Origin of the sequence: Mesorhizobium sp. M0028 (assembly GCF_040323855.1) — a bacterium.
Taxonomy (GTDB): Bacteria; Pseudomonadota; Alphaproteobacteria; order Rhizobiales; family Rhizobiaceae; genus Mesorhizobium.
The window spans coordinates 167,415-194,243 of record NZ_JAMYVG010000008.1 but is presented as its reverse complement, the minus strand read 5'-3'; the positions used below and the strand labels follow the sequence as shown (position 1 = coordinate 194,243).

The 26,829-nt window shown below is 62.9% G+C and carries 38 protein-coding genes; 30 read left to right on the top strand and 8 right to left on the bottom strand.

What is annotated here, in order from left to right:
* The first annotated feature begins 175 nt into the window (after positions 1–175).
* The 6 genes from NKJ93_RS17720 (at position 176) to NKJ93_RS17695 (ending at position 2,656) form a co-directional block, all read left to right on the top strand.
* Complete coding sequence (locus tag NKJ93_RS17720; RefSeq protein WP_023716560.1) at positions 176–499, top strand: ArsR/SmtB family transcription factor; 324 nt, start codon at positions 176–178, stop codon at positions 497–499.
* Entirely contained in the window at positions 496–906 is a 411-nt protein-coding gene (locus NKJ93_RS17715; RefSeq protein WP_352590440.1) for an SRPBCC family protein, read from the top strand. Before NKJ93_RS17720 ends, NKJ93_RS17715 begins: the two co-directional genes overlap by 4 nt.
* A 74-nt stretch (positions 907–980) precedes the next feature.
* Positions 981–1,373, top strand: coding sequence for a VOC family protein (locus NKJ93_RS17710; protein WP_352590438.1), 393 nt, complete (start codon positions 981–983; stop codon positions 1,371–1,373).
* An 86-nt stretch (positions 1,374–1,459) separates the two neighbouring features.
* Positions 1,460–1,690 carry a hypothetical protein gene (locus NKJ93_RS17705; protein ID WP_023716563.1) on the top strand — a complete coding sequence of 77 codons (231 nt, stop codon included), beginning with the start codon at positions 1,460–1,462 and terminating at the stop codon, positions 1,688–1,690.
* Positions 1,691–1,694: 4 nt separating this feature from the next.
* Positions 1,695–2,165, top strand: a complete 471-nt coding sequence (locus NKJ93_RS17700; RefSeq protein ID WP_023716564.1) for a DUF1801 domain-containing protein — start codon at positions 1,695–1,697, stop codon at positions 2,163–2,165.
* A gap of 89 nt (positions 2,166–2,254) precedes the next feature.
* Positions 2,255–2,656, top strand: coding sequence for a DUF1801 domain-containing protein (locus tag NKJ93_RS17695; protein WP_352482862.1), 402 nt, complete (start codon positions 2,255–2,257; stop codon positions 2,654–2,656).
* On the opposite strand, the gene NKJ93_RS17690 is transcribed toward NKJ93_RS17695, so the two are convergent.
* Complete coding sequence (locus tag NKJ93_RS17690; RefSeq protein ID WP_352590435.1) at positions 2,657–3,565, bottom strand: dihydrodipicolinate synthase family protein; 909 nt, start codon at positions 3,563–3,565, stop codon at positions 2,657–2,659. It abuts the gene before it with no gap.
* Positions 3,566–3,830: 265 nt separating this feature from the next.
* Between NKJ93_RS17690 and NKJ93_RS17685 the strand changes: the two genes are divergently transcribed.
* From NKJ93_RS17685 to NKJ93_RS17660, 6 genes are all read left to right on the top strand, one after another.
* Positions 3,831–4,928, top strand: coding sequence for a Gfo/Idh/MocA family protein (locus NKJ93_RS17685; RefSeq protein WP_352590432.1), 1,098 nt, complete (start codon positions 3,831–3,833; stop codon positions 4,926–4,928).
* Between the two features lie 11 nt (positions 4,929–4,939).
* Positions 4,940–5,599: a ThuA domain-containing protein gene (locus NKJ93_RS17680; protein WP_352590429.1), complete on the top strand. Its 660-nt coding sequence runs from the start codon at positions 4,940–4,942 to the stop codon at positions 5,597–5,599.
* A gap of 154 nt (positions 5,600–5,753) precedes the next feature.
* Positions 5,754–6,953 carry a mannonate dehydratase gene (gene uxuA / locus NKJ93_RS17675; protein ID WP_352590427.1) on the top strand — a complete coding sequence of 400 codons (1,200 nt, stop codon included), beginning with the start codon at positions 5,754–5,756 and terminating at the stop codon, positions 6,951–6,953.
* Positions 6,950–7,864: a PfkB family carbohydrate kinase gene (locus NKJ93_RS17670; RefSeq protein WP_352590424.1), complete on the top strand. Its 915-nt coding sequence runs from the start codon at positions 6,950–6,952 to the stop codon at positions 7,862–7,864. Before uxuA ends, NKJ93_RS17670 begins: the two co-directional genes overlap by 4 nt.
* Positions 7,865–7,963: 99 nt before the next feature.
* Entirely contained in the window at positions 7,964–8,746 is a 783-nt protein-coding gene (locus tag NKJ93_RS17665) for an SDR family NAD(P)-dependent oxidoreductase (RefSeq protein ID WP_352590421.1), read from the top strand.
* Positions 8,747–8,822: 76 nt separating this feature from the next.
* A complete protein-coding gene (locus NKJ93_RS17660) occupies positions 8,823–9,608 on the top strand; it encodes a GntR family transcriptional regulator (protein WP_352590418.1) in 786 nt (261 codons plus the stop codon).
* A gap of 17 nt (positions 9,609–9,625) precedes the next feature.
* On the opposite strand, the gene NKJ93_RS17655 is transcribed toward NKJ93_RS17660, so the two are convergent.
* The 3 genes from NKJ93_RS17655 to NKJ93_RS17645 are packed head-to-tail and all read right to left on the bottom strand — an operon-like array spanning position 9,626 to position 10,170.
* Entirely contained in the window at positions 9,626–9,814 is a 189-nt protein-coding gene (locus NKJ93_RS17655) for a hypothetical protein (RefSeq protein WP_352590415.1), read from the bottom strand.
* Between the two features lie 8 nt (positions 9,815–9,822).
* Complete coding sequence (locus tag NKJ93_RS17650) at positions 9,823–9,951, bottom strand: hypothetical protein (protein WP_280940403.1); 129 nt, start codon at positions 9,949–9,951, stop codon at positions 9,823–9,825.
* Positions 9,952–9,957: 6 nt separating this feature from the next.
* Positions 9,958–10,170 carry a DUF2934 domain-containing protein gene (locus NKJ93_RS17645; protein WP_352590413.1) on the bottom strand — a complete coding sequence of 71 codons (213 nt, stop codon included), beginning with the start codon at positions 10,168–10,170 and terminating at the stop codon, positions 9,958–9,960.
* Between the two features lie 218 nt (positions 10,171–10,388).
* Here NKJ93_RS17645 and NKJ93_RS17640 point away from each other — a divergent pair, with 218 nt between their 5' ends.
* The 9 genes from NKJ93_RS17640 to NKJ93_RS17600 all read left to right on the top strand — a co-directional run bounded on the left by NKJ93_RS17640 (position 10,389) and on the right by NKJ93_RS17600 (position 16,803).
* A complete protein-coding gene (locus NKJ93_RS17640; RefSeq protein WP_352482853.1) occupies positions 10,389–10,787 on the top strand; it encodes a hypothetical protein in 399 nt (132 codons plus the stop codon).
* Positions 10,784–12,004 carry an NRAMP family divalent metal transporter gene (locus NKJ93_RS17635; protein ID WP_352482851.1) on the top strand — a complete coding sequence of 407 codons (1,221 nt, stop codon included), beginning with the start codon at positions 10,784–10,786 and terminating at the stop codon, positions 12,002–12,004. The genes NKJ93_RS17640 and NKJ93_RS17635 overlap by 4 nt, the downstream gene beginning before the upstream one ends.
* Entirely contained in the window at positions 12,004–12,366 is a 363-nt protein-coding gene (locus NKJ93_RS17630; protein ID WP_023716576.1) for a hypothetical protein, read from the top strand. The genes NKJ93_RS17635 and NKJ93_RS17630 overlap by 1 nt, the downstream gene beginning before the upstream one ends.
* Positions 12,366–12,704, top strand: a complete 339-nt coding sequence (locus NKJ93_RS17625) for a hypothetical protein (protein ID WP_352493897.1) — start codon at positions 12,366–12,368, stop codon at positions 12,702–12,704. The genes NKJ93_RS17630 and NKJ93_RS17625 overlap by 1 nt, the downstream gene beginning before the upstream one ends.
* Positions 12,705–12,740: 36 nt before the next feature.
* The gene (locus tag NKJ93_RS17620) at positions 12,741–14,027 is read left to right on the top strand and encodes an SDR family oxidoreductase (RefSeq protein ID WP_352590410.1); all 1,287 of its coding nucleotides are present in this window, start codon (positions 12,741–12,743) and stop codon (positions 14,025–14,027) included.
* Positions 14,027–14,500: a DUF2269 family protein gene (locus tag NKJ93_RS17615; protein ID WP_023716579.1), complete on the top strand. Its 474-nt coding sequence runs from the start codon at positions 14,027–14,029 to the stop codon at positions 14,498–14,500. Before NKJ93_RS17620 ends, NKJ93_RS17615 begins: the two co-directional genes overlap by 1 nt.
* Positions 14,501–14,771: 271 nt before the next feature.
* Positions 14,772–15,500 carry a hypothetical protein gene (locus NKJ93_RS17610; protein ID WP_352590407.1) on the top strand — a complete coding sequence of 243 codons (729 nt, stop codon included), beginning with the start codon at positions 14,772–14,774 and terminating at the stop codon, positions 15,498–15,500.
* Positions 15,497–15,892, top strand: coding sequence for a phage holin family protein (locus NKJ93_RS17605; protein ID WP_352590405.1), 396 nt, complete (start codon positions 15,497–15,499; stop codon positions 15,890–15,892). Before NKJ93_RS17610 ends, NKJ93_RS17605 begins: the two co-directional genes overlap by 4 nt.
* On the top strand, positions 15,889–16,803 hold the full coding sequence (locus NKJ93_RS17600; RefSeq protein ID WP_352590402.1) for a hypothetical protein: 915 nt from the start codon (positions 15,889–15,891) through the stop codon (positions 16,801–16,803). The genes NKJ93_RS17605 and NKJ93_RS17600 overlap by 4 nt, the downstream gene beginning before the upstream one ends.
* Before the next feature lie 311 nt (positions 16,804–17,114).
* On the opposite strand, the gene NKJ93_RS17595 is transcribed toward NKJ93_RS17600, so the two are convergent.
* The 4 genes from NKJ93_RS17595 to NKJ93_RS17580 form a co-directional block, all read right to left on the bottom strand.
* Positions 17,115–17,636 carry a ferritin-like domain-containing protein gene (locus NKJ93_RS17595; RefSeq protein WP_352482843.1) on the bottom strand — a complete coding sequence of 174 codons (522 nt, stop codon included), beginning with the start codon at positions 17,634–17,636 and terminating at the stop codon, positions 17,115–17,117.
* A gap of 81 nt (positions 17,637–17,717) precedes the next feature.
* Entirely contained in the window at positions 17,718–18,149 is a 432-nt protein-coding gene (locus NKJ93_RS17590) for a zinc-binding metallopeptidase family protein (protein ID WP_352590399.1), read from the bottom strand.
* A gap of 9 nt (positions 18,150–18,158) precedes the next feature.
* Positions 18,159–19,154 carry a M20/M25/M40 family metallo-hydrolase gene (locus NKJ93_RS17585; protein ID WP_352590396.1) on the bottom strand — a complete coding sequence of 332 codons (996 nt, stop codon included), beginning with the start codon at positions 19,152–19,154 and terminating at the stop codon, positions 18,159–18,161.
* 29 nt (positions 19,155–19,183) lie between these two features.
* Positions 19,184–19,354, bottom strand: a complete 171-nt coding sequence (locus tag NKJ93_RS17580) for a hypothetical protein (RefSeq protein ID WP_352590393.1) — start codon at positions 19,352–19,354, stop codon at positions 19,184–19,186.
* Positions 19,355–19,696: 342 nt separating this feature from the next.
* Between NKJ93_RS17580 and NKJ93_RS17575 the strand changes: the two genes are divergently transcribed.
* The 9 genes from NKJ93_RS17575 to NKJ93_RS17535 all read left to right on the top strand — a co-directional run bounded on the left by NKJ93_RS17575 (position 19,697) and on the right by NKJ93_RS17535 (position 26,827).
* On the top strand, positions 19,697–19,795 hold the full coding sequence (locus NKJ93_RS17575; RefSeq protein ID WP_352482840.1) for a pyrroloquinoline quinone precursor peptide PqqA: 99 nt from the start codon (positions 19,697–19,699) through the stop codon (positions 19,793–19,795).
* Between the two features lie 87 nt (positions 19,796–19,882).
* The gene (pqqB, locus tag NKJ93_RS17570) at positions 19,883–20,815 is read left to right on the top strand and encodes a pyrroloquinoline quinone biosynthesis protein PqqB (RefSeq protein WP_352482839.1); all 933 of its coding nucleotides are present in this window, start codon (positions 19,883–19,885) and stop codon (positions 20,813–20,815) included.
* Between the two features lie 14 nt (positions 20,816–20,829).
* Positions 20,830–21,570 (top strand): pyrroloquinoline-quinone synthase PqqC, encoded by a 741-nt coding sequence (gene pqqC / locus NKJ93_RS17565; protein WP_352493902.1) that lies wholly within the window; start codon positions 20,830–20,832, stop codon positions 21,568–21,570.
* Positions 21,567–21,863, top strand: coding sequence for a pyrroloquinoline quinone biosynthesis peptide chaperone PqqD (gene pqqD / locus NKJ93_RS17560; protein ID WP_023716589.1), 297 nt, complete (start codon positions 21,567–21,569; stop codon positions 21,861–21,863). The genes pqqC and pqqD overlap by 4 nt, the downstream gene beginning before the upstream one ends.
* Entirely contained in the window at positions 21,833–22,978 is a 1,146-nt protein-coding gene (gene pqqE / locus NKJ93_RS17555) for a pyrroloquinoline quinone biosynthesis protein PqqE (RefSeq protein ID WP_352590390.1), read from the top strand. The genes pqqD and pqqE overlap by 31 nt, the downstream gene beginning before the upstream one ends.
* 192 nt (positions 22,979–23,170) lie before the next feature.
* Complete coding sequence (locus NKJ93_RS17550) at positions 23,171–24,349, top strand: lanthanide ABC transporter ABC transporter substrate-binding protein PedA1 (RefSeq protein WP_352493903.1); 1,179 nt, start codon at positions 23,171–23,173, stop codon at positions 24,347–24,349.
* Complete coding sequence (locus tag NKJ93_RS17545; RefSeq protein ID WP_023716592.1) at positions 24,337–25,305, top strand: PQQ-dependent catabolism-associated beta-propeller protein; 969 nt, start codon at positions 24,337–24,339, stop codon at positions 25,303–25,305. Before NKJ93_RS17550 ends, NKJ93_RS17545 begins: the two co-directional genes overlap by 13 nt.
* Positions 25,302–26,027 (top strand): lanthanide ABC transporter ATP-binding protein PedB/LutE, encoded by a 726-nt coding sequence (locus tag NKJ93_RS17540; RefSeq protein WP_352590387.1) that lies wholly within the window; start codon positions 25,302–25,304, stop codon positions 26,025–26,027. Before NKJ93_RS17545 ends, NKJ93_RS17540 begins: the two co-directional genes overlap by 4 nt.
* On the top strand, positions 26,024–26,827 hold the full coding sequence (locus NKJ93_RS17535; RefSeq protein WP_023716594.1) for a lanthanide ABC transporter permease protein PedC: 804 nt from the start codon (positions 26,024–26,026) through the stop codon (positions 26,825–26,827). The genes NKJ93_RS17540 and NKJ93_RS17535 overlap by 4 nt, the downstream gene beginning before the upstream one ends.
* The last annotated feature ends 2 nt before the right edge of the window (positions 26,828–26,829 follow it).

The following is a 26,829-nucleotide window of genomic DNA, read 5'->3' as shown; positions in this document are numbered from 1 at the left end:
GTCATATAGCGCATCACGCTTGACGATTCCAGCGCAGAGTACGGCGAATGAGCAACTGGCTGCGTGAGCGAAGCAGGTGATCGCTCCTGCAACGAGAATTATGCCGCTTTCCGCTTGACTAATACATATCCCAATGGTTATACATCGATCAATAGCCGAAGGGTTATCGATCCCAATGCCAAACGCTCACGATGTACTCTTCAGAACGCTTGCCGATCCGACTCGGCGCGCTATTTTTGAGCGACTGTGTCGCGAAGGAGAGCAGACGGTCGGGGCTCTGACGGCTCAGGCCGGGATCTCGCAACCGGCCGTGTCGAAGCATCTCGGGGTTTTGAGGCAGGCGGGGCTGGTGCGCGACCGCCATGCAGGACGACAGACCCACTATAGCGCGCAGCTTGCTGCGCTTGCCCCCCTGATCGACTGGACAAGCCAGATGACCGGGTTCTGGCAGAGCCGGTTCGACGACCTCGAAGACCTGCTCAAAAGGATGGACCAGTGAACCGAACGTCGACCGAAACACTCTCCGTCGTTGTCGAACGGGAGATCGCTTATCCGCCCGAGAAGATCTGGCGCGCGCTCACGCAACCACACTTGATCGAGGAGTGGCTCATGAAAAACGACTTCAAGCCTGTCGCGGACCACCGTTTTAATCTTCACGCAGCCTGGGGCTCCGTCGAATGTCAGGTCCAGACGGTCGAGCCGAACAGAACGCTGACTTACACGTGGGATACCAAGGATCTCAAGAGTGTCGTCTCCTGGACCCTCACCCCCACGAGTACCGGGGTCCGCTTGCGCATGGAGCAGTCGGGCTTCCGGCCGGATCAGCAGCCTTACTTCCGGGGTGCCAAAGTCGGCTGGCCGAGGTTCTTTGACGATCTGGAGCAGGTTCTGGCGCGGACGGACTGAGGTCCGCGGGCGCTATTCAAGCACGGGCTCTGTTACAGAGCGGCAGATGGCGGGGCGATAATGGAGGCAAGCCAATGAAGATCAAGTTGACCAAAGTATACGTGGATGACCAGGAAAAGGCTCTGGGCTTTTACACCGAAACGCTCGGCTTTACGAAGAAGGCCGATTTCAGCAATGGGCCGTTTCGCTGGCTGACCGTCGCATCACCCGACGAGCCGGCCGGTGCCGAGCTGCAACTCGCGCTCAATGACAACCCGGCCGCAAAGACCTACCAGAAAGCCATGTTCCAGCAGGGCCAGCCCGCGGTCATGTTCTTCAGCGACAACATCAAGAGCGACTACGAGCGTATCAAAGCGCGCGGCGCCGAATTCACCATGCCGCCGACCGAAGTAACCGGCTCGACCATCGCCCAGCTGAACGACGGCTGCGGCAATGTCGTTCAAATCACCCAGCTGGCGCGCTGGTAAGGCACGCGTTCAGTGGCGTGGCTGCCCGGCGGGAGTCGCCAAACGGGCCGCCGATCCGCTTCGGTTCGTCTTCAGAGGAGGTCTCAATGGATTGGAACAAATGGGTTCGGCAGATCCACCGCTGGCTGTCGATTATCTTTGCGGCGGTCGTCGCCGCTATCTTCATCAGCCTGGGAGCAGGCAAGGAACCCGCCTACTGGGTATACCTTTTGCCGCTGTTTCCGCTCGGCTTGCTCCTGCTTACCGGTCTGTACATGTTCGTGCTGCCTTACGCTCCCAAGTGGCGCAACGCAGGGGGCACCGGCGCATTGGAGTGAACGCATGGCCAACAAGACGTCCATCAGGTCATTGGCGGTCGCGAAGAAGCCCGCCGCCAACCCTGCCGCTGCCAAGCCGGTCCTCCTCGCAGGCGGCAACCCGCAGATAGCGAAGGCCGATGGCGACGCCCCTGTGCAAGCCTACATCGCGGCCATGCCGGGCTGGAAACGCGACGTCGGGCGCCGCCTCGACGCGCTCATCGTGCGCAGCGTGCCCAACGTGCGCAAGGCCGTCAAATGGAACTCGCCCTTCTATGGCGTAGAGGGTCAAGGCTGGTTCCTCAACTTCCATTGCTTCACAAAGTACATCAAGCTGGCTTTCTTCCGCGGCGCGTCGCTGCATCCTGTCCCTCCAGGCGAGTCCAAGCACAAGGACGTGCGCTACCTCGATATCCGCCAGGACGACCAGCTGGACGAAACTCAACTGGCCGCCTGGGTGAAGCAAGCCAGCCAATTGCCGGGCGAGCGAATGTGAGTGGGAATGCCAGTCATTCCCGCAAACCAGGTGCCGACTAGCGGTATTCATGTGACGGGCGAGCGGCAACAACCCTAGGGAAAGCGACAATGACGATGAAGAGTGGCTCGATGGAAGGAAATGCAGGCAACTCTCCCTCTCAGCTGATAGATGCGAGGATCAGCGAGCTGGGCGATTGGCGAGGCCAGACGCTTTCGCATGTCCGCGCTCTCGTCAAGCAGGCCGACCCGGAAGTGGTCGAGGAGTGGAAGTGGCGAGGCGTTCCGGTGTGGTCGCACGCCGGAATAATCTGCACTGGCGAGACCTACAAGAACGTCGTGAAAGTGACCTTCGCAAAGGGCGCCTCGCTGCAGGACCCTTCAGGCCTGTTCAACTCCAGCCTCGAAGGCAACACCAGGCGCGCCATCGATATCCGTGAGGGCGAGGCTATAAATGAGAATGCGTTCAAGGCGCTGATACGCGCTGCTGCCGCCCTGAACGCTGCCCGATAGTCAGCTCCGGCCGATATGGTCGGCTAGCGGGCCGAGAGCGGCGAGCAAAGCTTCGCCGCTGGTCTGCGTTGCATTCTCGTGCGGCGCGCGCAGGTTCAGCCAGCGCCTGTCGCCCGATCGTGCTGACAGGACCGCCTTCATCGCAGCGATGAGGCCGGCATCCTGGATGATTTTGCGGAACGCCTTGATGCCGGCCTCCGCGTCAGTAATGTCCTCTCCCGCCAGCGTTGCGTCATAGAGGGCCCGGATCGCTGCCGCATTCAGATTGACCGTCGCCGAGATGCACCCCGCAGCACCGTTGGCGAGGCCTTTCGTCAGCTGTGCTTCCGAGCTCGGAAACACCGCGACCTTTGGGGCTGCCGCAATGACCGCCGCGGTGTTGTTCCAGTCACCGGCACTGTCCTTGTAGGCCACCACGACATCGGGAAACGCTTCGCTCAGCCGGGCGGTCAGCGCCGGGCTCACCGGTACGCCGGAATTCTGCGGGATGTGGTAGAGGATCATCCTCATCGCCGGGTTCGCCACCCGTTCGATCAGCTCGCTGTAGTAGCGGGCCTGTCCGTTGTCGCCGGCGGCCGTATAGAAGAACGACGGCAGCACCATCACCCCGGCACAGCCGAGACCGACCGCATGCGCCGTCAGCTCGACGGTTTCGGCAAGTGCTGTGACACCGGTGCCGGGCATCAGATGGCTTGGCGAAATGCCGGCCTCGACCAGCCACTCCAGCGCTTGCATGCGCTCGCGCAACGAGACGGACAACGCCTCGCCCGTGGTACCGAACGGCGACAGGAAATGCGCTCCCTGATCCAGCACCCACTTGGCGTGTGATATCCAGAGGTCGCGGGCAATGCGGCCGTCGTTTTCGAACGGCGTCAGGATCGGTGCGATGGTTCCTTGTGGGCGGATCATGTGCGTCCTTCTACCGGTGAAAATCGGTGCAGTGCTCAACGCCGGCATCAAGAATGTCGAGCAAGCTACATGAAGCAGTGTTGCTGAGTACCGGGCGTTCGACCTCGAAAGCAAGCGGCTCGCGCATAGGCGCGCGATTGTGATCGGGCCGCGGTTCTGAGGCTCTCGAGGTAAATCCTTTTCACGGGACAACATCGCCTGGCCGAAAAGGGGGTGACAAACGAGTTCTGCTGTTTCATCAATGCCGCCTTTTGAGGAGAAGCCCATGCGGAGGATCGGTGTCGGCATCATTGGCTGCGGCAACATTTCAGACGCCTATCTGAAGGCGTCGCCACAATTCCCGGTGCTCGACATTGTCGGCGTCACCGACATCAACCGGACGGCAGCTGAGGCCAAGGCAGCGGCCTACGGCCTGGCTGCCATGCCGATCGAGGCGCTGTTAGCCGATCCCCGCGTCGAGATCGTGCTCAACCTGACCACGCCGCAGCATCACGTGCCGGTCGGTTTGCAGGCTGTCGGGCAAGGCAAGCACGTCTACTCCGAGAAGCCGCTAGCAACGACGCTCAGCGACGCGGAGCGGCTCGTCGCGGCCGCACGCGAAAAGGGCGTGCGTATCGGCTGCGCACCCGACACCTTTCTTGGCGGCTCCCACCAGACGGCGCGGCGGCTGGTCGATGAGGACACCGTTGGAAGCATTGTCGCCGGCTCTGCCTTCATGCAGGTGCCCGGCCACGAGCTCTGGCATCCCAATCCAGATTTCTACTATCAGCCCGGCGGTGGGCCGATGCTCGACATGGGACCTTACTATCTGACCTGCCTGGTCAATCTCCTAGGCCCGGTAAAGTCGGTGACCGGGCAGGCGAAGTCATCCTATGCCACTCGTACCATCGGTTCTGGACCGCGCCAGGGCGAAACCATCCAGGTCGAGGTGCCGACCCATATTTCCGGCCTGCTCGCATTCGAGAATGGCGCGGCGGTGTCGATCACCACCAGCTTCGACGTCTGGAAGCACGATCACAATCACATTGAGCTCTACGGCACCACCGGCTCGATGATCGTCTCCGACCCCAACCAGTTCCAGGGCGACGTCAGGACGAGCCAGCGCAAGGGCGACTGGACGGTGGCCGATCAGATCCATTCCTATGGCGACGGCAATTACCGGGGCCTCGGCCTCGCCGACATGGCGCAGGCGATCGTCTCCGGCAGGCAACACCGCGCCAGCCTCGATCTTTCCCTCCATGTCCTGGAAATCATGGAATCGATCATCTCTTCAGCAGAGATAGGCCAGCGTATCGACCTGAGATATGGCTGCGCCCGGCCGGCGCCGATGCACGCCGATCTGCCTTTCGGAATTCTGGAATAGGGAATAATGCGATGAGCAAGACGGCACTGATTTTCTGGGGCGGCTGGGAAGGTCACACCCCGGCCCGAAGCACCGAAATCGTCAAGGAGATGCTGACCGGCAATGGCTTCGACGTGCGGCTGGAACAGGGGACTTCGGCACTCGCCGATCCGCAACTGGCCAAGCTCGATCTCATTGTCCCGGTGATCACCATGTCGACGATCGAAAAGCCGGAGCTGCAAAACCTGATCAGCGCCGTCGGGGCCGGCACCGGCCTTGCGGGCTTTCACGGCACCATGTGCGACAGCTTCCGCAATGAGCCGGAATACCAGTTCATGACCGGCGGCCAGTGGGTCGCCCATCCCGGCAACATCATCGACTATCACGTCGATATCACCAGTCCAGACGATCCGATCGTGCAAGGCATCGATAGTTTTGCGTACCGTTCAGAGCAGTATTACATGCATGTCGATCCGACCAACGCGGTGCTGGCGACAACGACGTTTACCGGCGAGCATCTCGACTTCATCGCCGGCGTCGTCATGCCGGTCGTCTGGAAGCGCCGCTACGGCAAGGGCCGCGTCTTCTACAGCGCGCTCGGCCACACCGCCGATGAGTTCGCCGTGCCGCAAATGCGCACGATGTTCGAACGCGGCGCGATTTGGGCCAGCCGAAACTCGGACCTTGCGTAGCCGTTCGATCTGAACGCCACATCTCGTTGCAGTCTTTTCGAGGAGCAAAGCCGCCCCCGACGGTACCTCGCTGGGGTTACCTGCAATCGATTGACTGCCATGGTAGCATCCAATACACCGGCGGTCATCGGGGAATTCCGTAGCTGGAGGTCGAATGGAGCAGACGTGGCGATGGTTTGGCCCGGGCGATGCGGCAACGCTTGCCCATGCCAGGCAGGCCGGCGCGACCGGCATCGTGACGGCACTGCACGACATCCCTTACGGCGAAGTCTGGCCGATCGACGCCATCAGGCAGCGTCAGGCGCTGATCGAGGCGGATCCGGCGATGGGCCTGAAATGGAGCGTCGTCGAGAGTGTGCCCGTGCACGAGGACATCAAGCTCGGCCGCGGCGATCTCGACCGGCTCTACGACAACTTCAGGCAGACCTTGCGCAATCTCGGCGCCTCCGGCGTGCGCACGGTCTGCTACAACTTCATGCTGATCCTCGACTGGACCCGCACAGACCTGGCTGCGCCGCTGCCGGGCGGCGGACGGGCGCTCCGCATGAACATGCATGAGCTTGCCGCATTCGATTGCTACATGCTGCAGCGCAAGGGATCGGAGCGCGACTATGCGTCCGATGTTCTCCAGCGGGCGAGCGAATGGTTCGAGACGACGCCGGACACGGCAAAAGAGCGTCTGCTCGCCAACATCATGGCCGGCCTGCCGGGCGCCTTCAAGCGCTACGATATAATGGAATTGCGCGAAGTGGTGGCCGAGCAGTCGAGCCTGTCGCGTGAGCGGCTGCGCGAGAACCTCGTCCGTTTTCTCGAAAACGTGCTGCCGGCGGCCGAAGAGGCGGGCGTCACGCTGGCGATCCACCCGGACGATCCGCCGCGCGATCTCGTCGGCCTGTGCCGGATCGTCAAGAACGCCGAAGACATTGCCTTTATCCTGGATGCCGTGCCATCGGCCCATAGCGGCCTTACCTTGTGCACGGGGTCGCTGGGCGCCAATCCGGCCAATGACCTGCCTGCCATCGCCAGGCGCTTTGCGCATAGGGTCAAGTTCGTGCATCTGCGCAATGTCAGCAAGGACCCGGACGGCTCGTTCATGGAATCGGAGCATCTGAGCGGCGATGTCGACATGGTCTCGGTGGTCTCGATCTTGCTCGACGAGCAGCAACGCCGCCGCGATGCCGGCGAACCGGCGGCGCTGCTGCCGTTTCGCCCGGATCATGGCCACGAGCTGATCGATGACGCCGCGCGGCACACCCATCCCGGCTACCCCGTGATCGGCCGTCTTCGCGGCCTTGCCGAACTGAGAGGCGTGATGACGGCGATTGCCCATCAGCGCGGCTACCGGCTGCAATGACGGCGCCCCGCCTGCTTTGTGTCGGCGCGCTCACCTACGACACGATCTTGCGCCTCGATGTCCTGCCCTCCGGCGCCGGCAAGTTCCTGCCAAGCGAGGCCGTGCAGATCGCGGCCGGCATGGCGGCCAGCGCCGCCGCGTCGGCCAGCCGCCAGGGCGGACAGGTCTGGCTATGGGCAAGCGTCGGCGACGATGCCGTCGGCCGCGATGTCATTGGCCAGATGGAGGCGGAGCGGGTCGACTGTTCGCTGGTGCGCAGGGTCGAGGGCGGCCGCTCGGCCATTGCTACGATCCTGGTCGACGCCGCCGGCGAACGTATGATCGTGCCCTTCTACGATGCCGTCACGCAAGCCGATCCGGACCGCCTTCCACCCGCGGATTTTTCCCAGTTCGACGCCGTGCTGGTCGATGTCCGCTGGCCCGGAGCCGCCGCCCTGGCGCTGGCGAAAGCTCGTGAATACGGCATTCCGGCGGTCCTTGACGCAGATGTCGCGTCGCGACCGGTGCTCGACCGGCTGCTGCCGATCGCCTCGCATGTCGTTGCTTCGCTGCCGGCGGCACGCATCCTTTGCGGTCCGGAGATATCCGCCGGTTCTGCCGTTGCTATCCTCGGCGAACGGACCGGCGCCTTCGTGGCCGTCACCGATGGGGCGAACGGCACCGCGTTCCAGCACCCGGGTGGCAATGATGTCCGTCACCTGCCGTCGCCGCGGGTCGAAGCCGTCGACACCCTGGCGGCAGGCGACGTGTTTCACGGCACCTTCGCCCTCGGTCTGGCCGAAGGTTGGGACGAAGAGCGGGCCATAGCAGTGGCCAGCGCCGCCGCCGCCCTGAAATGCCTGCGCTTTGGCGGACGTGTTGGCGCACCGACGCGCGCGGAAACGCTGGCTTTCATGCAAGGATCGGCATGATGCCGGACACGCTTGGGCCGGCTCCGCGGAAAAGAGCGCGTCAAATTGCGCCGATCGACTACCATGGTAATCGATCGGCAACTGTTCTTGGGAGGATAAATGGCTGAATTCAGAAAACGCGCACTGGTCACCGGGGCAGCCATGGGCATCGGCCGTGCTGTCGCCGAAAGGCTGGCCGAGCAAGGCGTCGACCTTATCCTGTTCGACCGGGCGGGCGATCAGCTGGATGAGGTCGCGGCGCAGCTTTCGGCGCGCGGCGTGACCGTGCGCACCGTGCTTGGCTCAACCGCCGACACAGAAGCCTGCGGCCGCGCCGTCGAGCTTGCCCGGTCCGTGTTCGGCGGGCTCGACATGCTCTCCCACAATGCCGGCATCCAGCGTTACGGAACAGTGGAGACTACGGACGAGGCGCTTTGGGACGAGGTGATGAACGTCAACCTCAAGGCTGCCTACCTGTTGTCGCGTGCGGCGATGCCGCTGCTGCGCCAAAGCCGCGGTGCCATCGTCCATATGAGCTCGGTACAGGGCCTGGCCAGCCAGGAAGGGGTTCTGGCCTACAGCACGGCCAAGCACGGCCTGATCGGCCTCGTCAAATCGATGGCCGTCGACTACGCGCCCCTCGGCGTGCGCGTCAATGCCGTCGCTCCGGGCGCCGTCGACACGCCGATGCTGCGGGATGCGGTCAAGCTCAACGATAAGCCCGACGAGATACTGCGCATCCTCGACAACATGCATCCGCTCGGCCGCACCGCCCGACCGCAAGAGATTGCCGCCGTCGTTTCCTTCCTGCTGTCCGACGATGCCTCCTTCGTCACCGGCGAGGTCGTGCGCGTCGATGGCGGGCTGCTGGCGCGCATCGGCGGTTCTCCGCGCAAGGAATAACGCCGGCGCTGTTCTTGCTGCTGCGCAGGCATTTCATGAACGGCTTGAAACTGCAGAGCCTATAAGGGGATCGCCGATGGCAGGGCTTTTGGGAATGCGGACCCTCACCGAGGGGCGGCTGGGCGAAACCGGCCCCGGCGCTTCAGTTGCGGCCAGGACGTTCGAGGTCCTGCTCGACCAGATCCTGACCTTCCGCCTGAAGCCGCACGAGCTGATTTCTGAAAAGGCGATGTCGGAAGCCCTCGGCGTGAGTCGCACACCTGTCAGGGAGGCGCTCGCCCGGCTGGCCGGTCTTGGCTTGATCGACATCTATCCGCAGCGCGGCAGCATGGTGGCGCCGCTCCGGATCGCCGATCTCGAGAAATCGCAGTTCCTGCGCGAATCGCTCGAAGTCGGCCTGATCAATCGTGCGGTCGAGAGCCTGCGCCGTGCCGACCTGCTTGCCGTGCTCAAAGGCGAACTGGCGGTCCAGGAGACGTTCGCCTCCATTGCGGACGACAGGCGCTTCTTCAAGTCGGACGAGCTGTTCCACCAGCACATCGCCAGCCATGCCGGGTTCCCCGGAATCTGGGCCGACATCAGCGCGGCGAAGCTGCACATGGACCGCTTCCGCTTTCTGTCTTTCCCGCGCCTCGACAGCATGTCGGTGGTCCTCGGCCAGCATCGGCGGATTGTCGATGCGCTCGAGCAGGCCGACGCGCTTGCGGCAGAAGAAGCAATGCGAACGCATCTTCGCCGTATCTTCGAGGTCCTCGAAATCGTCCAGGAGCGCTATCCCCATTATTTCGAGGCAAACGGCCCTGCGGGAAAGAGGACCGAAGCAGATGGCGGCAGTTCGGTCGAACGTCAACCAGCGGTGTGAGCCCGCTGTCAGCCGGCTCAATCCAAGCCTGAGCCTTTCTTGCGCGCTTCCGAAGGCGTCTTGGTCTTGCTGCCGGATTTGTCGGAAGCTGGCTCGGCTTTGCGATTTTGACCCTCGCCGCCTTCCTCCTTGCGGAGCTGCTTTTCCACTGTCGATCGCGATCCTTCGGCAGGGTCCTGTTCAGGATGAGTATCGGTTCCCGCCATGTCAGCTCCTATCCATTCTGATCTATTGCATGCGGCGTGGGCTGAGCTCCGCCACTGGTTCTGTCGCGTCCGATCATCAGCCAGGCGGCGAACAGCACGACCAGTACGACCACGATCCAGGCGACGAGACGAGGCATTGGACCTCACTTCCCCCGCCGCTTGCTGCCGCGCGCCTCTGGATTGGAGCCGGCCCCGACCGTTGGATCGGGCACGACCGGACCGCGTTCGGCCTCGGAACCCTCAGCTTCGATCTCCTGCACGGCCTGATCCCAATGCTCGCGCTCGCGTCCTTGCGGACGGCCTTCGCGCTCCCAGATCTCATGGGCTCGCTGCCTGATACGCTCTTCCCTGTCCATGGCCTTTGCCTCCTCGTCACCTAATCCGGCGATCGCTGGTTTGTTCCGCGCTGCCAGCGCCGTTCATCCGGTTCAGTTGACGTGATTACCGGGCGCTCTAGATCAAACTTCACGCCGAAGTCGCTTGGTGCGGGGAGAACAATCGTGTGGCAGCAACGCTACAAGCACGTATTGTAAATGCCGTTACAGCCGTCGGTCTTCGACCAGACCGCCTGTGCTTGCTGCTGATAATATCTGTACTGACGGCATGCACGCCTTCCGACCAGGTCGAGCAGCAGTCGAAAATCGCGGCTTCCGCCACACAGACCGCATCGCTGGTCCTGGAGGCTTGGGTCGCTGGGGCAGCCCCTTCGAAATACACGTCGCGCACGTTGCAATCGGTCGGCAAGGCGCTCGCCGATGCCGGTGCGCAAATCCAGTCCGCCAAGTCGCCTGAGCCCAGCGAGCAAGCCGGTCTGACGACGGCGGTCGGACGGCTTTCGGCGGCGGTGACACGCGCAGCGACCGCAGTGCAGGACGGCAACCGCTCGGACGTGGAACACGCGCAGCAAGACCTTCGGGCCGCCGCCGCCGATCTGAGCGCGTCCTACGCCAGATATTTCGCGCCGAAACCATGAAGAAGCTGCTCGAAATATCGCTTGGCGTCGTCACCAGCGTTGGCGGCTTTCTCGAGGTCGGATCGATGGCGACCGCCGCTCAGGCCGGCGCGGCGTTCAAATTCCAGCTGATCTGGGCCGTCGTTCTGGGCGTGATCTGCATCATCTTCCTGGTCGAGATGGCCGGCCGCTTCGCCGCCGTAAGTCATCACACCATAGCCGACGGGATCCGGGAACGGTTTGGCTTCAACGCCTTTCTGTGGCCGTTGCTTGCGACTTTGCTGGTCAACTTCCTGGTCATGGCAGCCGAAATCGGCGGTGTTGCCATTGCGCTCGAGCTCGCCACCGGCATCGGCTTTCAGTGGTGGGCGCTGCCGGTCGCTTTTCTGGCATGGCTGTTCCTTTGGAAAGGCACGTTCGGATTCATCGAAAAAGGCGTCGCGGTCCTCGGGCTGGTCACGCTGTGCTTCGTGGTTGGCGCCGTCATGCTGAAGCCCGATTGGGGGCAGGTTGCGGCCGGTGCCGTGCCCACTCTGCCCGAGCACGACGCGGCCAATTACTGGTTCATGGCGGTCAGCATTCTTGGTGCGTCGATCTCGCCCTATTTGTTCATGTTCTATTCGTCGGGAGCGATCGAGGACCAATGGGACAAGAGCTATCTCGGAGCCAATCGGGCCATTGCCGGCTTGGGCATGTGTTTTGGCGGCACAATCGCTATCGGTGTGTTGATCGTGGCAGCGCTGGTGCTGGCAGCGCACGGCATTGAGCAGATCGATGACTACCACCAACTGCCGCTGATGCTGATTCCGATCTTCGGTTTCTGGGGGTTCGTCCTGTTCGTTGCTTCACTAGGCATAGCTTGCTTCGGTGCCGCGCTCGAAATCGGGCTGCAGCAAGCGTACCTTGTGGCGCAGGGTTTCGGCTGGACCTGGGGCGAGGACCTGAAACCGCGCGACGATCCCGGCTTCAGCACCGTCTATACGATCTCGTTGTTTCTCGCCGCCATTCCGATCGCATTGGGTCTCGATCCGCTGAAGCTCACCATCTTTTCCATGGCTCTGACGGCCGCCAGCCTGCCGCTGACCGTGGTTCCGTTCCTCTTCCTGCTGAACGACGAGCGTTATGTCGGCGAGCACCGCAATGGCCTGATCGCGAATGCCGCGGTCATCTTCATCATAGCGCTCGGTTTCGTGCTCGCAGTCGTGACTATTCCTTTGCAGATATTCGGAGGCACTTGATGGATTTGCTGCGCGACATCCTGGACAAGCAAGTGGTCGACCGCGAGCAGGTCAAGATCGGCAAGGTGGACGGGCTGGTGGCCGAACTCAGGCCAGGCAAGCCGCCAAAAATTATTGCGGTCGAGCTCGGTTCGATCACGCTGGCGCGCCGGCTTGGCGAGCGGCCCGGGCGCTGGATGGCGCGGCTTGCGGCAAGGCTCGGCGGCAGGCGCCATGCCGAGCCGCACCGCATCGCATGGAACAAGGTGCGCGACATCGGCGTCGACATCGAGTTCGATATCGACGTCCGCGAAACGGCGATTTTCGACTGGCAGGACTGGCTGCGCGATCATGTCATTGGGCGTATCCCGGGAGCTGGATGATGGCCACCGTCAATCTTGAGCAATTGGCTGGCAGGAATGTGCTTTCGCAGCGCGGCAAAAGCATCGGCCATATCGAGGAGATACGCGCCGAACCGGATGGCGATGACCTCGTGGTTACCGAGTACCATGTCGGCATCTACGCAGCATTCGAGCGCCTGTCCGCTTCTGCCATCGGCACAGCGGTCCTCGACGTCTTTCGAATGCGCAGTCGCGACAGCATGTACCGCATTCCCTGGGACAAGCTCGACATCTCCGACCCGGCGCGGCCGCGGTTGTTATGCACGAAGGAAGAACTTTCCGCTATGAAGGGGAGTATCGAGGGCGATAAGCGGGAATGAACGATACTTCCCCGCCGTCGGAGAATGGGGTCCAGTGTGAAAGTTCTGGTTGCCGGCGCCACCGGCCTGATCGGTGCCTCGGTCGTCGCACGCCTTCTTTCCGAAGGGCATGAGGTGATCGGCTTGGTCCGCAGCTCCGGCGCAAACCGGGCCGGCAATTATCAGTTGCTGGTGCTGGACATGGCGGTCGCGCTGCAGCCCGAAGACTGGTTGCCGCATCTCACGGGCATCGACGCCGTCGTCAATTGTGCCGGCGTTCTGCAGGACAGCCCCCGTGAAAAGACGCGGGAAGTCCATCGCGATGCGGCGGCAGCACTCTTCCTCGCCTGTGCGCGGGCAGGGGTTGCCCGGGTGATCCACTTCTCGGCGATAGGCGTCGATCGGACGCAGCCTTCGACGTTCTCGGCGACGAAACTGGCCGGCGACCAAGCGCTTATGGCGCTTGATCTGGACTGGTTGATCCTGCGCCCGTCCGTGGTGCTCGGGCGGCCGGTGTTTGGAGCCAGCGCATTGTTTCGGGGTCTCGCCTCGCTGCCGGTGCTGCCGTCCATGCCCGACACCGGCCGGCTCCAGGTGGTACAACTCGACGACGTGGTCTCAACCGTCGTCTTCCTTCTCGCTCCCGCCAGTCCGTCTCGCGTCGTGCTGGAACTTGTCGGTCCCGAACCGCTGAGCATGGACGAGGTCGTCGGCAGCTATCGCCGATGGCTCGGCTGGGCTCCGGCAGTTAGCTTTGTCTTGCCGGCGGCTGTTGCAAGGCTTCTCTACCGCCTCGGCGATCTTGCCGCGATGTTCGGCTGGCGCCCACCAATGCGTACCAACGCGGCCAGGGAGATCGCCCGAGGGGCGGTTGGAGATCCCTCCAACTGGACCGCCTTGACCGGCATACGGCCGCAAACCCTGGCGGGTTTCCTCGCGCTCAATCCGGCAACGGTGCAGGAAAAATGGTTTGCCCGGCTGTATTTCATCAAGCCTGCGATCTTCGTCGTCCTGCCGTTCTTCTGGATCGCGACGGGTATTCTGTCGCTGACCACCGGCTATAACGGCGGCATCGATCTGATGCAAAGCACAGTGGCTGGCATCTTGTCGGCGCCGATCGTGATCGCCGGCGCTCTTGCTGACATCGCCATCGGCGCGCTCATAGCTTGGCGGTCGACGACGCGAAAAGGCCTCTATGGCGGCATCGCGCTCTCGCTCCTCTATTTGGCCGTCGGAAGTTTCCTGCGCCCGGAGCTGTGGAACGAACCGCTTGGGCCGTTCCTCAAAGTGTTGCCGATCCTGGTGCTGCACTTTGTAGCCTTGGCAGTGCTGGAGGAGCGTTGATGCACTATTTCCTGCTGAAATTTCTGCATGTCATCGGCGCGGCCGTGCTGCTTGGCACCGGCGCCGGCATCGCGTTCTTCATGCTGCTCGCCCACAGGACGGGCAATACGGCAACGGTTGCGGCGGTGGCGCGCATGGTTGTCGTAGCCGACTTTCTTTTCACAGCGACGGCCGTCGTCGCGCAGCCGCTGACGGGCGCTGCGCTCGCCTGGCAGGCAGGCTACTCGCTGTCGGAGGGCTGGATCGTGCTTTCGATCGCGCTCTATGTCTTCACCGGAATGTTCTGGCTCCCGGTCGTCTGGATGCAGATGGAGATGCGCAAGCTGGCCTCGCAAGCCGCCGCTGCAGGCGCGCCGTTGCCGCCACGCTATCATCGGCTCTTCTGGCTGTGGTTCGCCTTCGGCGTCCCCGCCTTCGCTGCCGTACTCGGAATTTTCTGGCTGATGATCGCGCGGCCAGCAATCGAGTGGTAGGTCGCAGGCAGGTCCCACTGCGATAATGCGCAGTCAAAGCACTGCGGAAAAATTCCGGCCCATGCAGCACGAATATCTGCCGGAAAGGAACTGCGCCTCGACCCGTAAGTCGCACCGGAGTCCGGTCCCGTATCATTCCCAACCGCGCGCTCACCGCCATCGGCACAGGACAAGATCCCGTCTTGAGGCGGGTTAGGCTTCGCTTACCAAAAAAGATGACGTCGGAGGGAACACGGGAAGCACAGGCAAGTTCGGTGCGCAGTGGAGGAGATTGCGCCATGAACAGTGTTATTTATCTCATCGGCCTCGTCGTCGTTGTGCTTGCGATCCTCTCCTTCCTCGGATTCCACTAGGAGACACCATGCAGGACCAGGACGATCAGGGCCGTCAGCCGGCCGATTTCGAGACAGCCAGAAGCGAGCTTTCGGAAAGACTACAACGGGAAAAGCAGACCGCGACGGAAGCGCTCCACGATGCGCGTGACGAGATCACCAGGAAAGCCGGAGATTACGCATCGGAAGCAAAGCAAGCATTGTTCAACAAGGCGGAGGGAACGCAGCGCGACGTGAGCGCCAACCTCAAGGCCTTCAGCGGCGCATTGCGCGCGGCAAGCGAGCATCTTGCCAACAATGATCAACGGACCGCTTCGAAATTCGCCCTTGACGCCGCAGGCGGGCTCGAGCGGCTTTCCTCGTCCCTGAAGGATAAACCGTTCGACGAGGTGCTTGGCGAAATTCAGTCGTTCGGCCGCGAAAACTCGGGCGCGCTGATCGCCGGTTCGGTATTGGCAGGCCTGGCGCTGGGACGGTTCATCAAGAGCTCGCCACCCTCTGCCAAAACCGGAGCACCGGGCCAGTCGGAAACAGGCCGGGCGCCCGAGACGGGTCCTCGCTCGAATGAGTTCGGATGGCAATCGGCAGAGGCAGTTGAGCCGGCCCCGCTAGGATCCGATCAGTCCGGCGATGACTGGGCCAATGCAAGCCTGGAGCGAAACCCATGACTGACAATCAGGACACTCGCAGCCTGACAACCCTTGTCAGCGATCTGGCACAGCAGGTCACAACACTGCTTCAAACCGAAAGCAGGCTGTTGCGGGCTGAAATGTCGGAAAAGGTAAGCAAGGTCGGCGCCGGCGCCGTGGAGGTAATGGGAGGCGTCATTTGCCTGCTTGCCGCCCTGATGGTGCTTTTGCAGGCGCTGGTGATTGCCTTGGCGAGCGCCGGCCTGGGAGCCGGATGGTCCTCGCTGCTCGTCGGCGTCGTGGTGGCAGTACTGGGCGTCATACTCTTGCGCTCGGGCAAGGCAAGCATGGCTCCCTCCGAGTTGACCCCCGACCGGACACAAGACCAACTTAAACGCGACGCACGCGTGATCAAGGAACAGATAAGATGACCGAGAAATCCGCAGCCGAGTTGGAACGCGATGCTGATATTGCGCGCGCCAGAGTGGCAGATACCGCAGACACGATCCGCAGCAAGATGACACCGGGCCAACTGATCGACGAATTCACCGGGATGTTCAGCGGCGAGGGATCCGCCATGCTCAGCAATCTTAAGACTCAGGTCAGGGACAATCCGTTGCCGCTTACATTGGTCGGCGCGGGCCTAGCCTGGCTGATGCTTGGCAAGGGCACGTCGGTAGACAGTTCAGCACTTGATGCCTATTCGACCGGCAGGGAGCCTGACGGCACCCGAAACTTCTCTGACCAGAGGGGCTTGGGCGGGGCCTGGCAGGACTCACGCGGCGATGAGTACGGTGCCGAGGGCGAAGGTTCCGCCGGCTCCATGCTCTCCGATGCCGCTCGTTCGGTTGCGTCCGTGGCAGGCGGTGCGACTGAGGCTGTGGCAGACGTTGCGAGCGGCGCCAAAGAAAGATTGAGAAGCACAGCCGGGCAGGTCGGCTCGGCCGCCACCGATATGACGGGGCGGGTGCGGCAGTCGGCGCAGGACCTGTTCCAGCGCGAACCTCTGGCAATGGCCGCGGTGGGCCTTGCCGTGGGCACAGCCATCGGCGTGATGCTGCCTCACACCGCCGCGGAAGACGCGCAACTCGGCCCTTACCGCGACAAGCTTCGTGACAGTGCCGAAGAAGTCGTTGAAGAAGGCGTGGAGCAAGCCAAGCAGGTTGCCGCCGAAGCATATGAGACTGTAAAGGAAGAGGCTGACCGACAGGGTTCCAGCGGCGACGCCGAGACGTTGGTCGACCGCGTCGAGAAAGTCGTGAAAAAGACGGCAAGCAAAACCGAGGAAGCCATTCGCGATCGTTTGCCGGAGACCGACGAGTCTCCCAAATCGACGTCATAGCGCTGCCACCGGTCGTTCCTGGTGATTTCGACCGCGGGTCGCCTTGCGGTGGGAACATCGAAGTCGGCCAGGAGTCCGCAACCTTCCGCAGACAAATGGGATCGCGGCGTTCAAGCCATCAGAACCGGGGCGCTCCGATCCGTTCGGATTCTTAGCTCTGAATCCGTTCGGTTCTTCGGGCTCCAAGGAAGCGTGTCTGGCCGACGCGTGGCGCGCGGTCCTTAGCAGCACTTCCGATCCCAGAAAAAACAACCACCCCGTCAATTCGGCTGGGGTGGTTGTCAGGAATTCCTCTTCCCCAGCGGGGCGGCCTAACTCTTGGCGGTCTCTCCCGCCTCACGCAGCCTGGCGTATTGCAAGGTGACGGCGCGAAGGTTCTGCTTCAACCAGTCGGCCATTTTTTCTTCTTCGCTGAGATTCTGCTGAAGAGAGTTGGTTGCCTGACTAAACCCTCCGGCTTCGGCGAGTACGAGCAATGAGTTGTAGGCGGCGATCTCGTAATTTTCGAATGCAAAGTTGGCGAAGCTGTTCTTGAGGATTTCGTCGCCGGCTACGGAATGTCCCATCGCCGCCATGCTGCCGACCATCGACATGGCCGTGTCTTTCAATGTGGAATGGTCCTCGCCGAGGCCATCCAGAATGGATTCCAGCCGGGCGATCTGCCCTTCGGTCTCCGTGATATGCTGCTGCAGGCGATCGGCGACCTGCGGATAGTTCTCGATCCGCTTGACCTGAGGCTTCATGATCGAAAGTGCCTGGTTCTCCATGGCGTGGGCGTTGCGCAGCCCAACAATGAAGATCGAACGGGTTTCGGAGTTGACGTCAGTGTCCATAGGATTTCCTCGCGATTTGATTTGTAGAACCAAACCTCGGCTTCGCCGATTTGTTCCTGGCGAGATTTGATGGACTCGTACCTATCCTTGCTCTTTAAGCAGCGCTGCACAAACATCGCTCACGACCTGCGGCAGGACGTCGAAAGCATAGCCGATGTGAAGCCGCTCAGGCGGCGTGTGGTAGTCTCGTCCCCACGGACCGATATTGATGGTGGGAATGTTGGCTAGCCCACCTGACTTCGGCCAGCGAATGCCGTCCCGCCACATCGGCGTGTTGCGGGCGACGACCTTGAGACCGGACTCGGCCGCCTCGCCAAAGAAGCTCATATCCGAGATGCCGGCGAAATAATCCGCACAGCCGATTGCCGAGCCATAGCGGGCGCTTGCGTCGGCCGCGACGTCCGAAGCGATCGCCCGCAGCCGCGCCGCTGCCGGCCGGTCCGAAAGGTTCGTCGGCAAGTAAGGTATCGAGCCGAAGCCGGTGACGATTGCCGGTCCCGGCAAGCGGCTCAATCGCCATGCCTAGTCGGTGACCAGCCGGCATTGCTCCGGCAGTGGAACATCGCGGGCGGCAAGCGAAGCCCCAACGGCGCCAAGCCTCGATCTTGCCTCCGCGTCGAGACGGTCCAGCACTGCCTCGTAACGATGCAGGGGGATTGTTTCGAGGAGATCGATCGCGGCGCTGCCGTGCTGGAAGTGCCGCCGCCGCTTCAACTCCGCCAGGCAGGCCGAAGCAGCATCGGCGCAAAGCCGGTCGAAGCGTTCGAGCACCTCATCCGGCGTCCGGCGATAGCTCAGCACGTTGAAGGTGGCGAACGCCGCAGCCGGCGTGGTCACGTCATAGCCGGACTTGCCGTCGCGAATGCTGAGCAGACTCGGCGGTGTACCCGGAAGCGACCGGGAGTCGTCGGTCAGCTCCGATGCCCATTCCACCCGGGCGGCTATGGCCGCGGCAATGGTCGCCGCATTCAGGCCACTCAACGGAAAGCCGCTATGCGCGGGAACGCCGACGACATGGGCCGTCGGAAGCAGCTTGCCGACCGTTCCAAGCGCGATGACGCGACCCTTGCTGCCGTCCCCGTCGTCGGCGATCGTATCGAGATTGATCGCCGCGAAAATGTCCAACTCGTGCTCGCCGGCTATCTCGGTGAGAACCTGTGCCGCTTTGCGCGCACCGGCAGAATTGTTCTCTTCGTCGGGAACCGCGATAAACAGAAAGTTTCCCGCCGCGTTGGTGCTTTCGGCGAATGCGGCGCAAACCGCCAGCCCGGCGGCCAAACCGGCCTTCATGTCGAGCAGCCCGCGGCCGGCGAGAAACTCCCCCGAGGCGAAGTCGTCCCGCGCCCGCCTCACGGCAGGCGCCTCGGCCATGGCCAAAGTTTTTCTTAGCGCTTGGGTGAGTTGTTGCGGCTGGGTGGCCAGATCCTCCAGATCGCCATAGTCGCGCGTCGTGACGGTGTCGTAGTGACCGGTCAGCACGATGGTGGCGCGGCCAGTACCGCGGACCAGAATCGCCACGCAATGGCGGCCATCTTCCGGCTCGACCTCTATGGTCCAGGTTCCGCGTGGCGAAACGCGGCTTCGCGGCGTAACTCGTCTGCCAGCCACGGGCCGAACGAGGCTTCGCCGCCGGTCCCGGTGACGCTCTTCTGCTCGGTCAATGCGATGGCCCAGCGCATGGCGCGCCCGGACAGGCTGCTTTTCGCCTCACCGTTCATCATTGTGCCCGATACAAGATGCAGGAGAACGAGCTTAGCGCCAGCAGGGCGATTTCCTCAAGAGTTGCGTTGCGCCGGCTTACATCCTCCTGGCTTCGTCAGAAGCCGGTTGTTTCACCGGGGCTTGCTTCTGGTCACAGGTGGCCGGCCGATGCTGTAAGCTTCGCGCGAACATCCGCCACCCCGGTTCCGCTTTCGGTTGATCTGTCTTTTCTTTGACGCGAGCGTCCGACGCCCAATCCGAAAGAGCACCCCTCGCATACCCTGTCGGGAACAAAGCTTGGGCTGCGTGCTTATGGGATTGGCTGCGGTATTTCCAAGGCAGCCAGATCGGAGAAAGACATGAAGAAGAAGACTTGGAAGAAGCCCGTCATGTGCGAAGTCGCGGCGGGAATGGAGATATCGCGCTATTTGCCTGCCGAAATCACCACAAAGAAATGACATTACGCAACCGGCGGGTACGGCATCGGCTGTGCTCGACCGGTTCGCGACATTGCTGGAATAGAGAAACGCGGAGTTTGTCACGGCGTGTGGATTAGGATCATCGGGTCCGCCGCGGGTGGCGGTTTTCCTCAGTGGAACGCCAACGACAGGCTGAACAGGGCCGCGCGGGCGGGTAATCCTGGGGTCCGCCCGCGTCTTCAGACGAGTGTTGCGGCATCTCCAGACGGGCGACACTGGGTGCTTTTCAATGCCTCTCCCGATATCCGCCAGCAGATTGCTGAAAACCCTGAACTCCAACCGCATCCGGAGATGTCGGCACGCGCCACACCGCTGGCAGCCGTCGTCCTGACCGGCGCCGAGATCGACCAGATTTCGGGGCTCCTCAGCTTGCGTGAGCGGCAACCCTTCGCTCTTTATGCAACGGAGCAGGTTCTGGCGGTTATCGCCTCCAATTCGATCTTCGATGTCCTCGATGCTCAGATTGTTTCGCGCCGCTGCCTTCCTCCTGAAGGCTTCATCGATCTTTGCGATGCCGAGGGCGCGGAAATCGGCATCCGCATCGAGGTGTTTTCCGTTCCTGGCAAGGTGGCGCTCTTTCTTGAAGATGGCGGCCGACAGGATCCGGAGCTCCGTTCCGCCGATGGCGGCACGATCGGGGTTCGTCTGATGGAGGGGAGCCGCTCGCTGCTCTTCATTCCCGCTTGTACAGCCGTCGATGAATCGCTGCGGCAACGGATTGCCGGCGCCGACATGGTTCTCCTCGACGGCACAGTGTTCACGGACGACGAGCTGATCACGGCCGGCGTGGGCGTGAAGACCGGCGCGCGCATGGGACACATCGCCATGTCCGGACCGAACGGTGCGATCGCATGTCTGAACCACCTGCCGGTCGACCGCCGGATTTTCATCCATATCAACAACACAAATCCGGTTCTGGACGAGGAATCGCCCGAACACGCGGCGGTGCGCGCAGCTGGATGGGAGATTGCGCAAGACCGGATGGAGCTCATGCTGTGAACGATTTTTCCGACGTGGTCGGCCGCGGCCTCAATGAACAAGATTTGCGCACAGTCCTTCTGCAGGTCGGCCGCGAGCGTTATCACAACCGACACCCCTACCATCGCAGAATGGTGGAGGGAGCGATGTCGAAGACCGAGCTGCAGGCCTGGGCGCTCAACCGCTACTGCTATCAGGCGGCCATCCCGCGCAAGGACGCCACCATCCTGTCCTACGCCGAGGATCCGGCATTCAGGGCCGCATGGCGCAAGCGCATCGAGGACCATGACGGCGAGGACGGCCGGAGTGGCGGAATTGCGCGCTGGCTGCATCTCGCGACGTCGCTCGGCCTTGAGTCGGAAGAGGTGAAAAGCCAAAGGCTGGCGCTGCCGGCAACACGCTTCGCGGTGCAGGCGTATGTCAATTTCTGCGCGTCCCATACGCTGCTCGAAGCAGTTGCTTCCTCCCTCACCGAACTCTTCTCGCCCGATATTATCGCAGAACGCGTGCCAGCGATGCTGGCGCGATACGACTTCGTCAGGGCCGACACGCTCGCCTATTTCGATCGGCGGCCCGATCAGGCCGCACGCGATTCCGATTTCGCGCTGGGCTACGTGCTTCGCTACGCCGATACGCCGGAACGTCAGCAGAAGGTTGTCGACGCCTTGGTCTTCAAGTGCGATGTGCTCTGGGCGATGCTCGACGCGCTCGACTACGCATATGGGCGTGACGGCGTCATACCCCCTGGCTGCTTCCGGCCGGAGACCAACGGATGACAGCGGACCGCCGGAGAGGGATTGTATCGGCGCAATCTCGCCCGCGCCTCGCGCCCTATGTACGCCTGCGTTTCGATCCCGTCCGGAATGCCTGGGCGGTGCTGGCACCCGAGCGCGTTCTGTGGCCCGATGCAATCGGACTGGACATCCTCCGGCGCTGTGACGGCAAGACGTCAATCAGTGCCATCGTGAGGGAGCTTGCTTGCGAATATGACGGTCAGGGCCAGGAAATCGACGCCGACGTCGGCGCCTTCCTGCAGGAATGGGCAGACCGGCTGTTGGTGCGGCTGTGACGCAGGCGCCGTTCCCTCCGATCGCGATGCTGGCTGAGCTGACGCATCGCTGCCCTCTGCAGTGCCCCTACTGCTCCAATCCCATTGATTTGCTGAAAGCCGACCGTGAAATGGAGACGGAACGCTGGCTCGACGTGTTCGAGCAAGTGGCGGCTATGGGCGTTCTTCAAGTGCATCTTTCGGGCGGCGAGCCGACGCTGCGCCGGGACCTCGAACAGTTCGTGTCAACGCTGTCGCAAACCGGTGTCTACACCAACCTCATCACGGCCGGCGTCGGCCTTGCCGGCATCCGTCTGGAAGCACTTGCCAGCGCGGGGCTAGACCATGTTCAGGTGAGCTTCCAGGGTGCCAATGCCGAAACCACCGCGCGGATCGGACGCCATTCCGGCGCCCACGCGCAAAAGCTCGCTGCCGCCAGACATGCGCGGGCCCTCGGACTGGCGCTGACGATCAATGCGCCGATCCATCGGCACAACATCGCGGAAATTCCCGATTACATCGACCTGGCGCTCTCGCTCGGCGCCGAGCGGCTGGAGATTGCCAACGTGCAATATGCCGGCTGGGCGTTGCTCAATCGTCGCTATCTGCTGCCCGACGGCGCCTCGATAGAGCATCAGGTCGCGACCGTGGAGGCCGCACGGGCACGTCTTGTCGGCGTGCTGGAGATCGATTTCGTGGTGGCGGATCATTTTGCGGCCTATCCCAAGCCCTGCATGGGCGGCTGGGGGCGCGATGCTTTCGTCATCGCACCGGACGGCTTGGTGCTGCCCTGTCATGCTGCGATGACCATTCCATCGCTGCGATTCGAGCGCTTCGGCTCTCGGCCGCTGGCCGACATTTGGCGGGACTCGCCGGCATTCAACGCCTTCCGTGGGACGGACTGGATGCTGGAACCCTGCCGCAGCTGCGAGCGCCGTGATGTCGACTGGGGCGGCTGCCGTTGCCAGGCGCTGGCGCTGGCCGGCGATGCTGCGGCGGCCGATCCCGTATGCGTCAGGTCGCCCCTCCATGCCCGGATGGCGATGCTGCTCGAGGAGACGCTTCCGCCGTCCGATGCGAGGACCGGCGGAGACCTCATCCCGCCCTTTGCCTTTCGCCGTATCGGCCGCACATGATCTCGATCAAGAGTCCGGGGCCACCCTCGTTCTCACTCGGCGGCTGGAAGGAACAGTCGAGGTGAGGCCGATCCAGATCTGACCAGCCGTCACCACAAGGCCGTGAATATCCAGAGTGGAACCTTTTCAATGGCGGGGAATTAATCCAACTCCGCCTCGGTCAGTCACTGCGGGAGAGGGAGCTGCAGCGGAATGAGGCTGGCGCTTGCTGTTCTTGCCCTGTTGCTTTTCGTCGCTGCTCCCGGTCTTGCCGAGCCTCAGACGGTGGTAATCGGCTATCTCGGCCAGTCGCGCAAGCCGCCCTTACAGTTGGGTCCGCTGGACCAGTTCGCGACAGATGACGGGCTGCAAGGCGCACGTCTTGGCATCGCCGACGACAATACGACCGGGCGCTTTCTCGGCCAGCATTTCCGGCTGGAGGAGCGAGTGCTGAAGCCCGCCGAGGCGGCATCGGACGCGATAGGCCAGTTCGCTGGCGCCGGCCTTGCGTTTGTCGTCGCCGATCTTGACGCTGTGCCGCTCACGCAGGCGCTTGCGGCGCCTGGCGCCGAGAAGATGCTGCTGTTCAACAGCCGCGCTACCGACGATGCGCTGCGCCAGCAGGACTGCAGGAAGAACCTGCTACACACCATTCCAAGCCGCGCCATGCTCGCCGACGGCCTGGCGCAGTACCTGGTGTGGAAGCGCTGGCAGCGCTGGTTCCTGCTTGTCGGCACGCATTCTGCCGACCAGGCGATGGCCGCCGCTTTTCGCCGCGCGGCGCAACGTTTCGGGGCCGAAATCACCGTCGACCAGCCATGGACGTTCCGTCCGGCGAACGGACGCGCTGATACCGGCCATGTCACGCTGCAGTCAGAAATACCGGCAGCCACGCAGGTCGCCGATTATGATGTATTGGTCGTCGCCGACGAGGCTGACGAATTCGGCGCCTATCTCGATGACCGCACGGCACTGCCGCGACCGGTCGCCGGCACGCAAGGGCTGGTTGCGGCCGGTTGGAGCGCCGTCACCGAGGAATGGGGAGCGACGCAGTTGCAGGACCGCTTCCGGAAGCAGGCGGGGCGATGGATGACGCCGAGCGACTATGCCGCCTGGCTCGCCGTGCGCAGCGTCGGCGAGGCCGCGACGCGGCTGCGCAGCGTCGATCCGTCAGCCATCGCCGGCTACGTGCGCGGCGACGATTTTCTTCTCCCCGGTTTCAAAGGCCAAGGGCTCAATTTTCGTCCATGGGACGGGCAACTGCGGCAGCCGATCCTGATTGCTGGGCCTCGCCTGCTGGTCTCCGCCTCGCCGCAGCCCGGCTTCCTGCATCAGCGGACGCCGCTCGACACGCTTGGCATCGATCTCGAGGAGAGCGCATGCCGCTTTTGACCGCAATCCTCCTGGTGGTGTCCGTGCTTATCTCGGTCGGTCCTGTTGCTGCCGAAACCGTCTACGTGTCGAACGAACAGGACAATGCGGTTGCCGTCGTCGACGGGGCAAGTATGAGCCTCTCGGCAACGATCGACGTCGGACGGCGGCCGCGCGGACTGGCGCTTTCCATTGACAAGAAGACCCTCTTTGTCGCTGTCGGCGACGACAATCGCATCGATGTCGTCGACCTTGCCAAGAGACGAGTGGTCGGCCAACTGCCTTCGGGAGCCGATCCGGAATTCTTCGTCGTGCATCCCGACGGCAAGCGGCTGTTTGTGGCCAATGAGAACGACAATCTGGTCTCGGTAGTGGAAATCGCCTCGGCCAAGGTCATCGGCAACGTCGATGTCGGTGTCGAGCCCGAGGGAATGGCGGTCAGCGCGGACGGCCGTTACGTCGCCTGCACCTCGGAGACGACGAGCATGCTGCATCTCATCGACGCCGGCACGCTCGATCTCGTGGATAATTTGCTGGTCGACACGCGACCGCGCGCCGCGGCGTTCTCCCCGGACGCAAAGCGGCTTTGGGTCTCTTCCGAGATCCGCGGCACGGTGACGGTCTTCGACACCTTAACACGGGCTGAAACCGGCAAGGTCCAGTTTGAGGTGCCGGGTATTCGCCGCGAAGGCGTCCAGGCCGTCGGCATCGAGATGTCGCGTGACGGCGGCACTGCGTATGTCGCGCTGGGTCCCGCAAACCGGATCGCCGAGATTGACACGGCCACGCTGGCGGTGCGCCGCCTTTATCTTGTCGGCCAGCGGCCATGGCACGTCGCGCTGGCAGACGATCAGAGACGCCTATTCAGCGCCAACGGCAATTCCGGCGATATCTCGGTCATCGACCTTGAGAATGAAGAGGTGGTCAAATCGCTGCCGGTCGGGCGCGGTCCGTGGGGCGTCGTGGTTGGGCCATGAAAGCGCTGTCGCTCGACAATCTGGGGCACAGTTTCAAGGACCGGCGGGTGCTCGACGCTATCTCCTTCTCGGTCGAGCAGGGCAGGATGTGCATCCTGCTTGGTCGCAACGGCGCCGGCAAGACCACCTTGTTCTCGCTGATTACCGGTCTCTATCACGCTCGTTCTGGCTCGGTGCAAGTGTTCGGACACGCCATGCGCACCGACCCTGCGACCGCGCTCGCCCAGATGGGCGTCGTCTTCCAGCAGCAGACGCTCGATCTCGATCTCACGGCGGGCGAGAACCTACGCTATCACGCCGCCCTGCATGGTCTTGCCGCCCACGTTACCAAGGTCCGAACACGCGAGGAACTCGGCCGCCTCGAAGTCCTCGACAGGCTCGGCGATCCCATCCGCTCATTGTCGGGCGGCCAGCGGCGGCGTGTCGAGATCGCCCGTGCGCTCATGCACCAGCCGCGCCTTCTCCTGCTCGACGAGCCGACCACCGGACTGGACGTGCCCGGGCGCCGGGCACTGGCGCAGCATGTTCGCGGCTTATGCCGCGAACGCGGCATTGCGGTATTGTGGGCGACGCATTTCCTTGAGGAGGTGACTGCCGAAGATGATGTTGTCGTGCTTCACGGCGGCCGTGTGCGATGGGCAGGCCGCGCCGATCGCATTACCGCCGAACTCGGCGTCGGCAGCATGGCAGACGCGTTCGCTCGCTTGACGGAGTCGGCATGATAACCCGTCATGCGCTGCGGGCGCTCATCGGCATCTTGCAGCGAGAACTGCTTCGCACGCTGCGCCAGCGCGGCCGCCTGATCTCGGCGATTGCCCGGCCATTGGTATGGCTGGCCATCTTCGCCGCCGGCTTCCGCTCCGTGCTCGGCCTGTCGATCACGCCGCCTTACCAGACTTATGTGCTGTATGAAGTCTATGTGGTGCCCGGGCTGGCCGCGATGATGCTGCTGTTCCACGCCATGGCCAGTTCGCTGGCAATGGTCTATGACCGCGAAATGGGCAGCATGCGTCTGTTGCTGACCGCGCCGCTGCCGCGCTGGTATCTGCTCGGCGCTCGCCTGCTCGCCAGTGTGGTCGTCGGCCTGCCGCTCGTGTACCTGTTCTTGCTGATCGCGCGCTACTGGGACGTGCGGCCACCGATGCTCGGCTATCTCGCGGTTCTGCCGGCGCTGGTGCTGTCCGGGCTGATGCTTGGCGCCTTCGGCCTGCTCGTCTCGTCAGTATCGGCCCAGATGGAGAATTTCGCCGGGGTGATGAACTTCGTCATCTTTCCGATGTTCTTCGCCTCGACCGCGCTCTATCCACTGTGGCGACTTGCCGAGGCTGGTCCGGTGCTTGCGACGGTCGCAGCGCTGAACCCGTTCAGCCATGCAGTCGAGCTGATCCGCTTCGCGCTCTATCTGCGCTTCGAGCCGGTCTCATGCCAAGTAGTTCTGGCCTGCCTCGTCGTGTTCTTCCTCGCCGCGGCGGCCGCTTATGATCCCGGTCGTGGCCTGTGGTCGCGACGCGGCGAGCAATGACT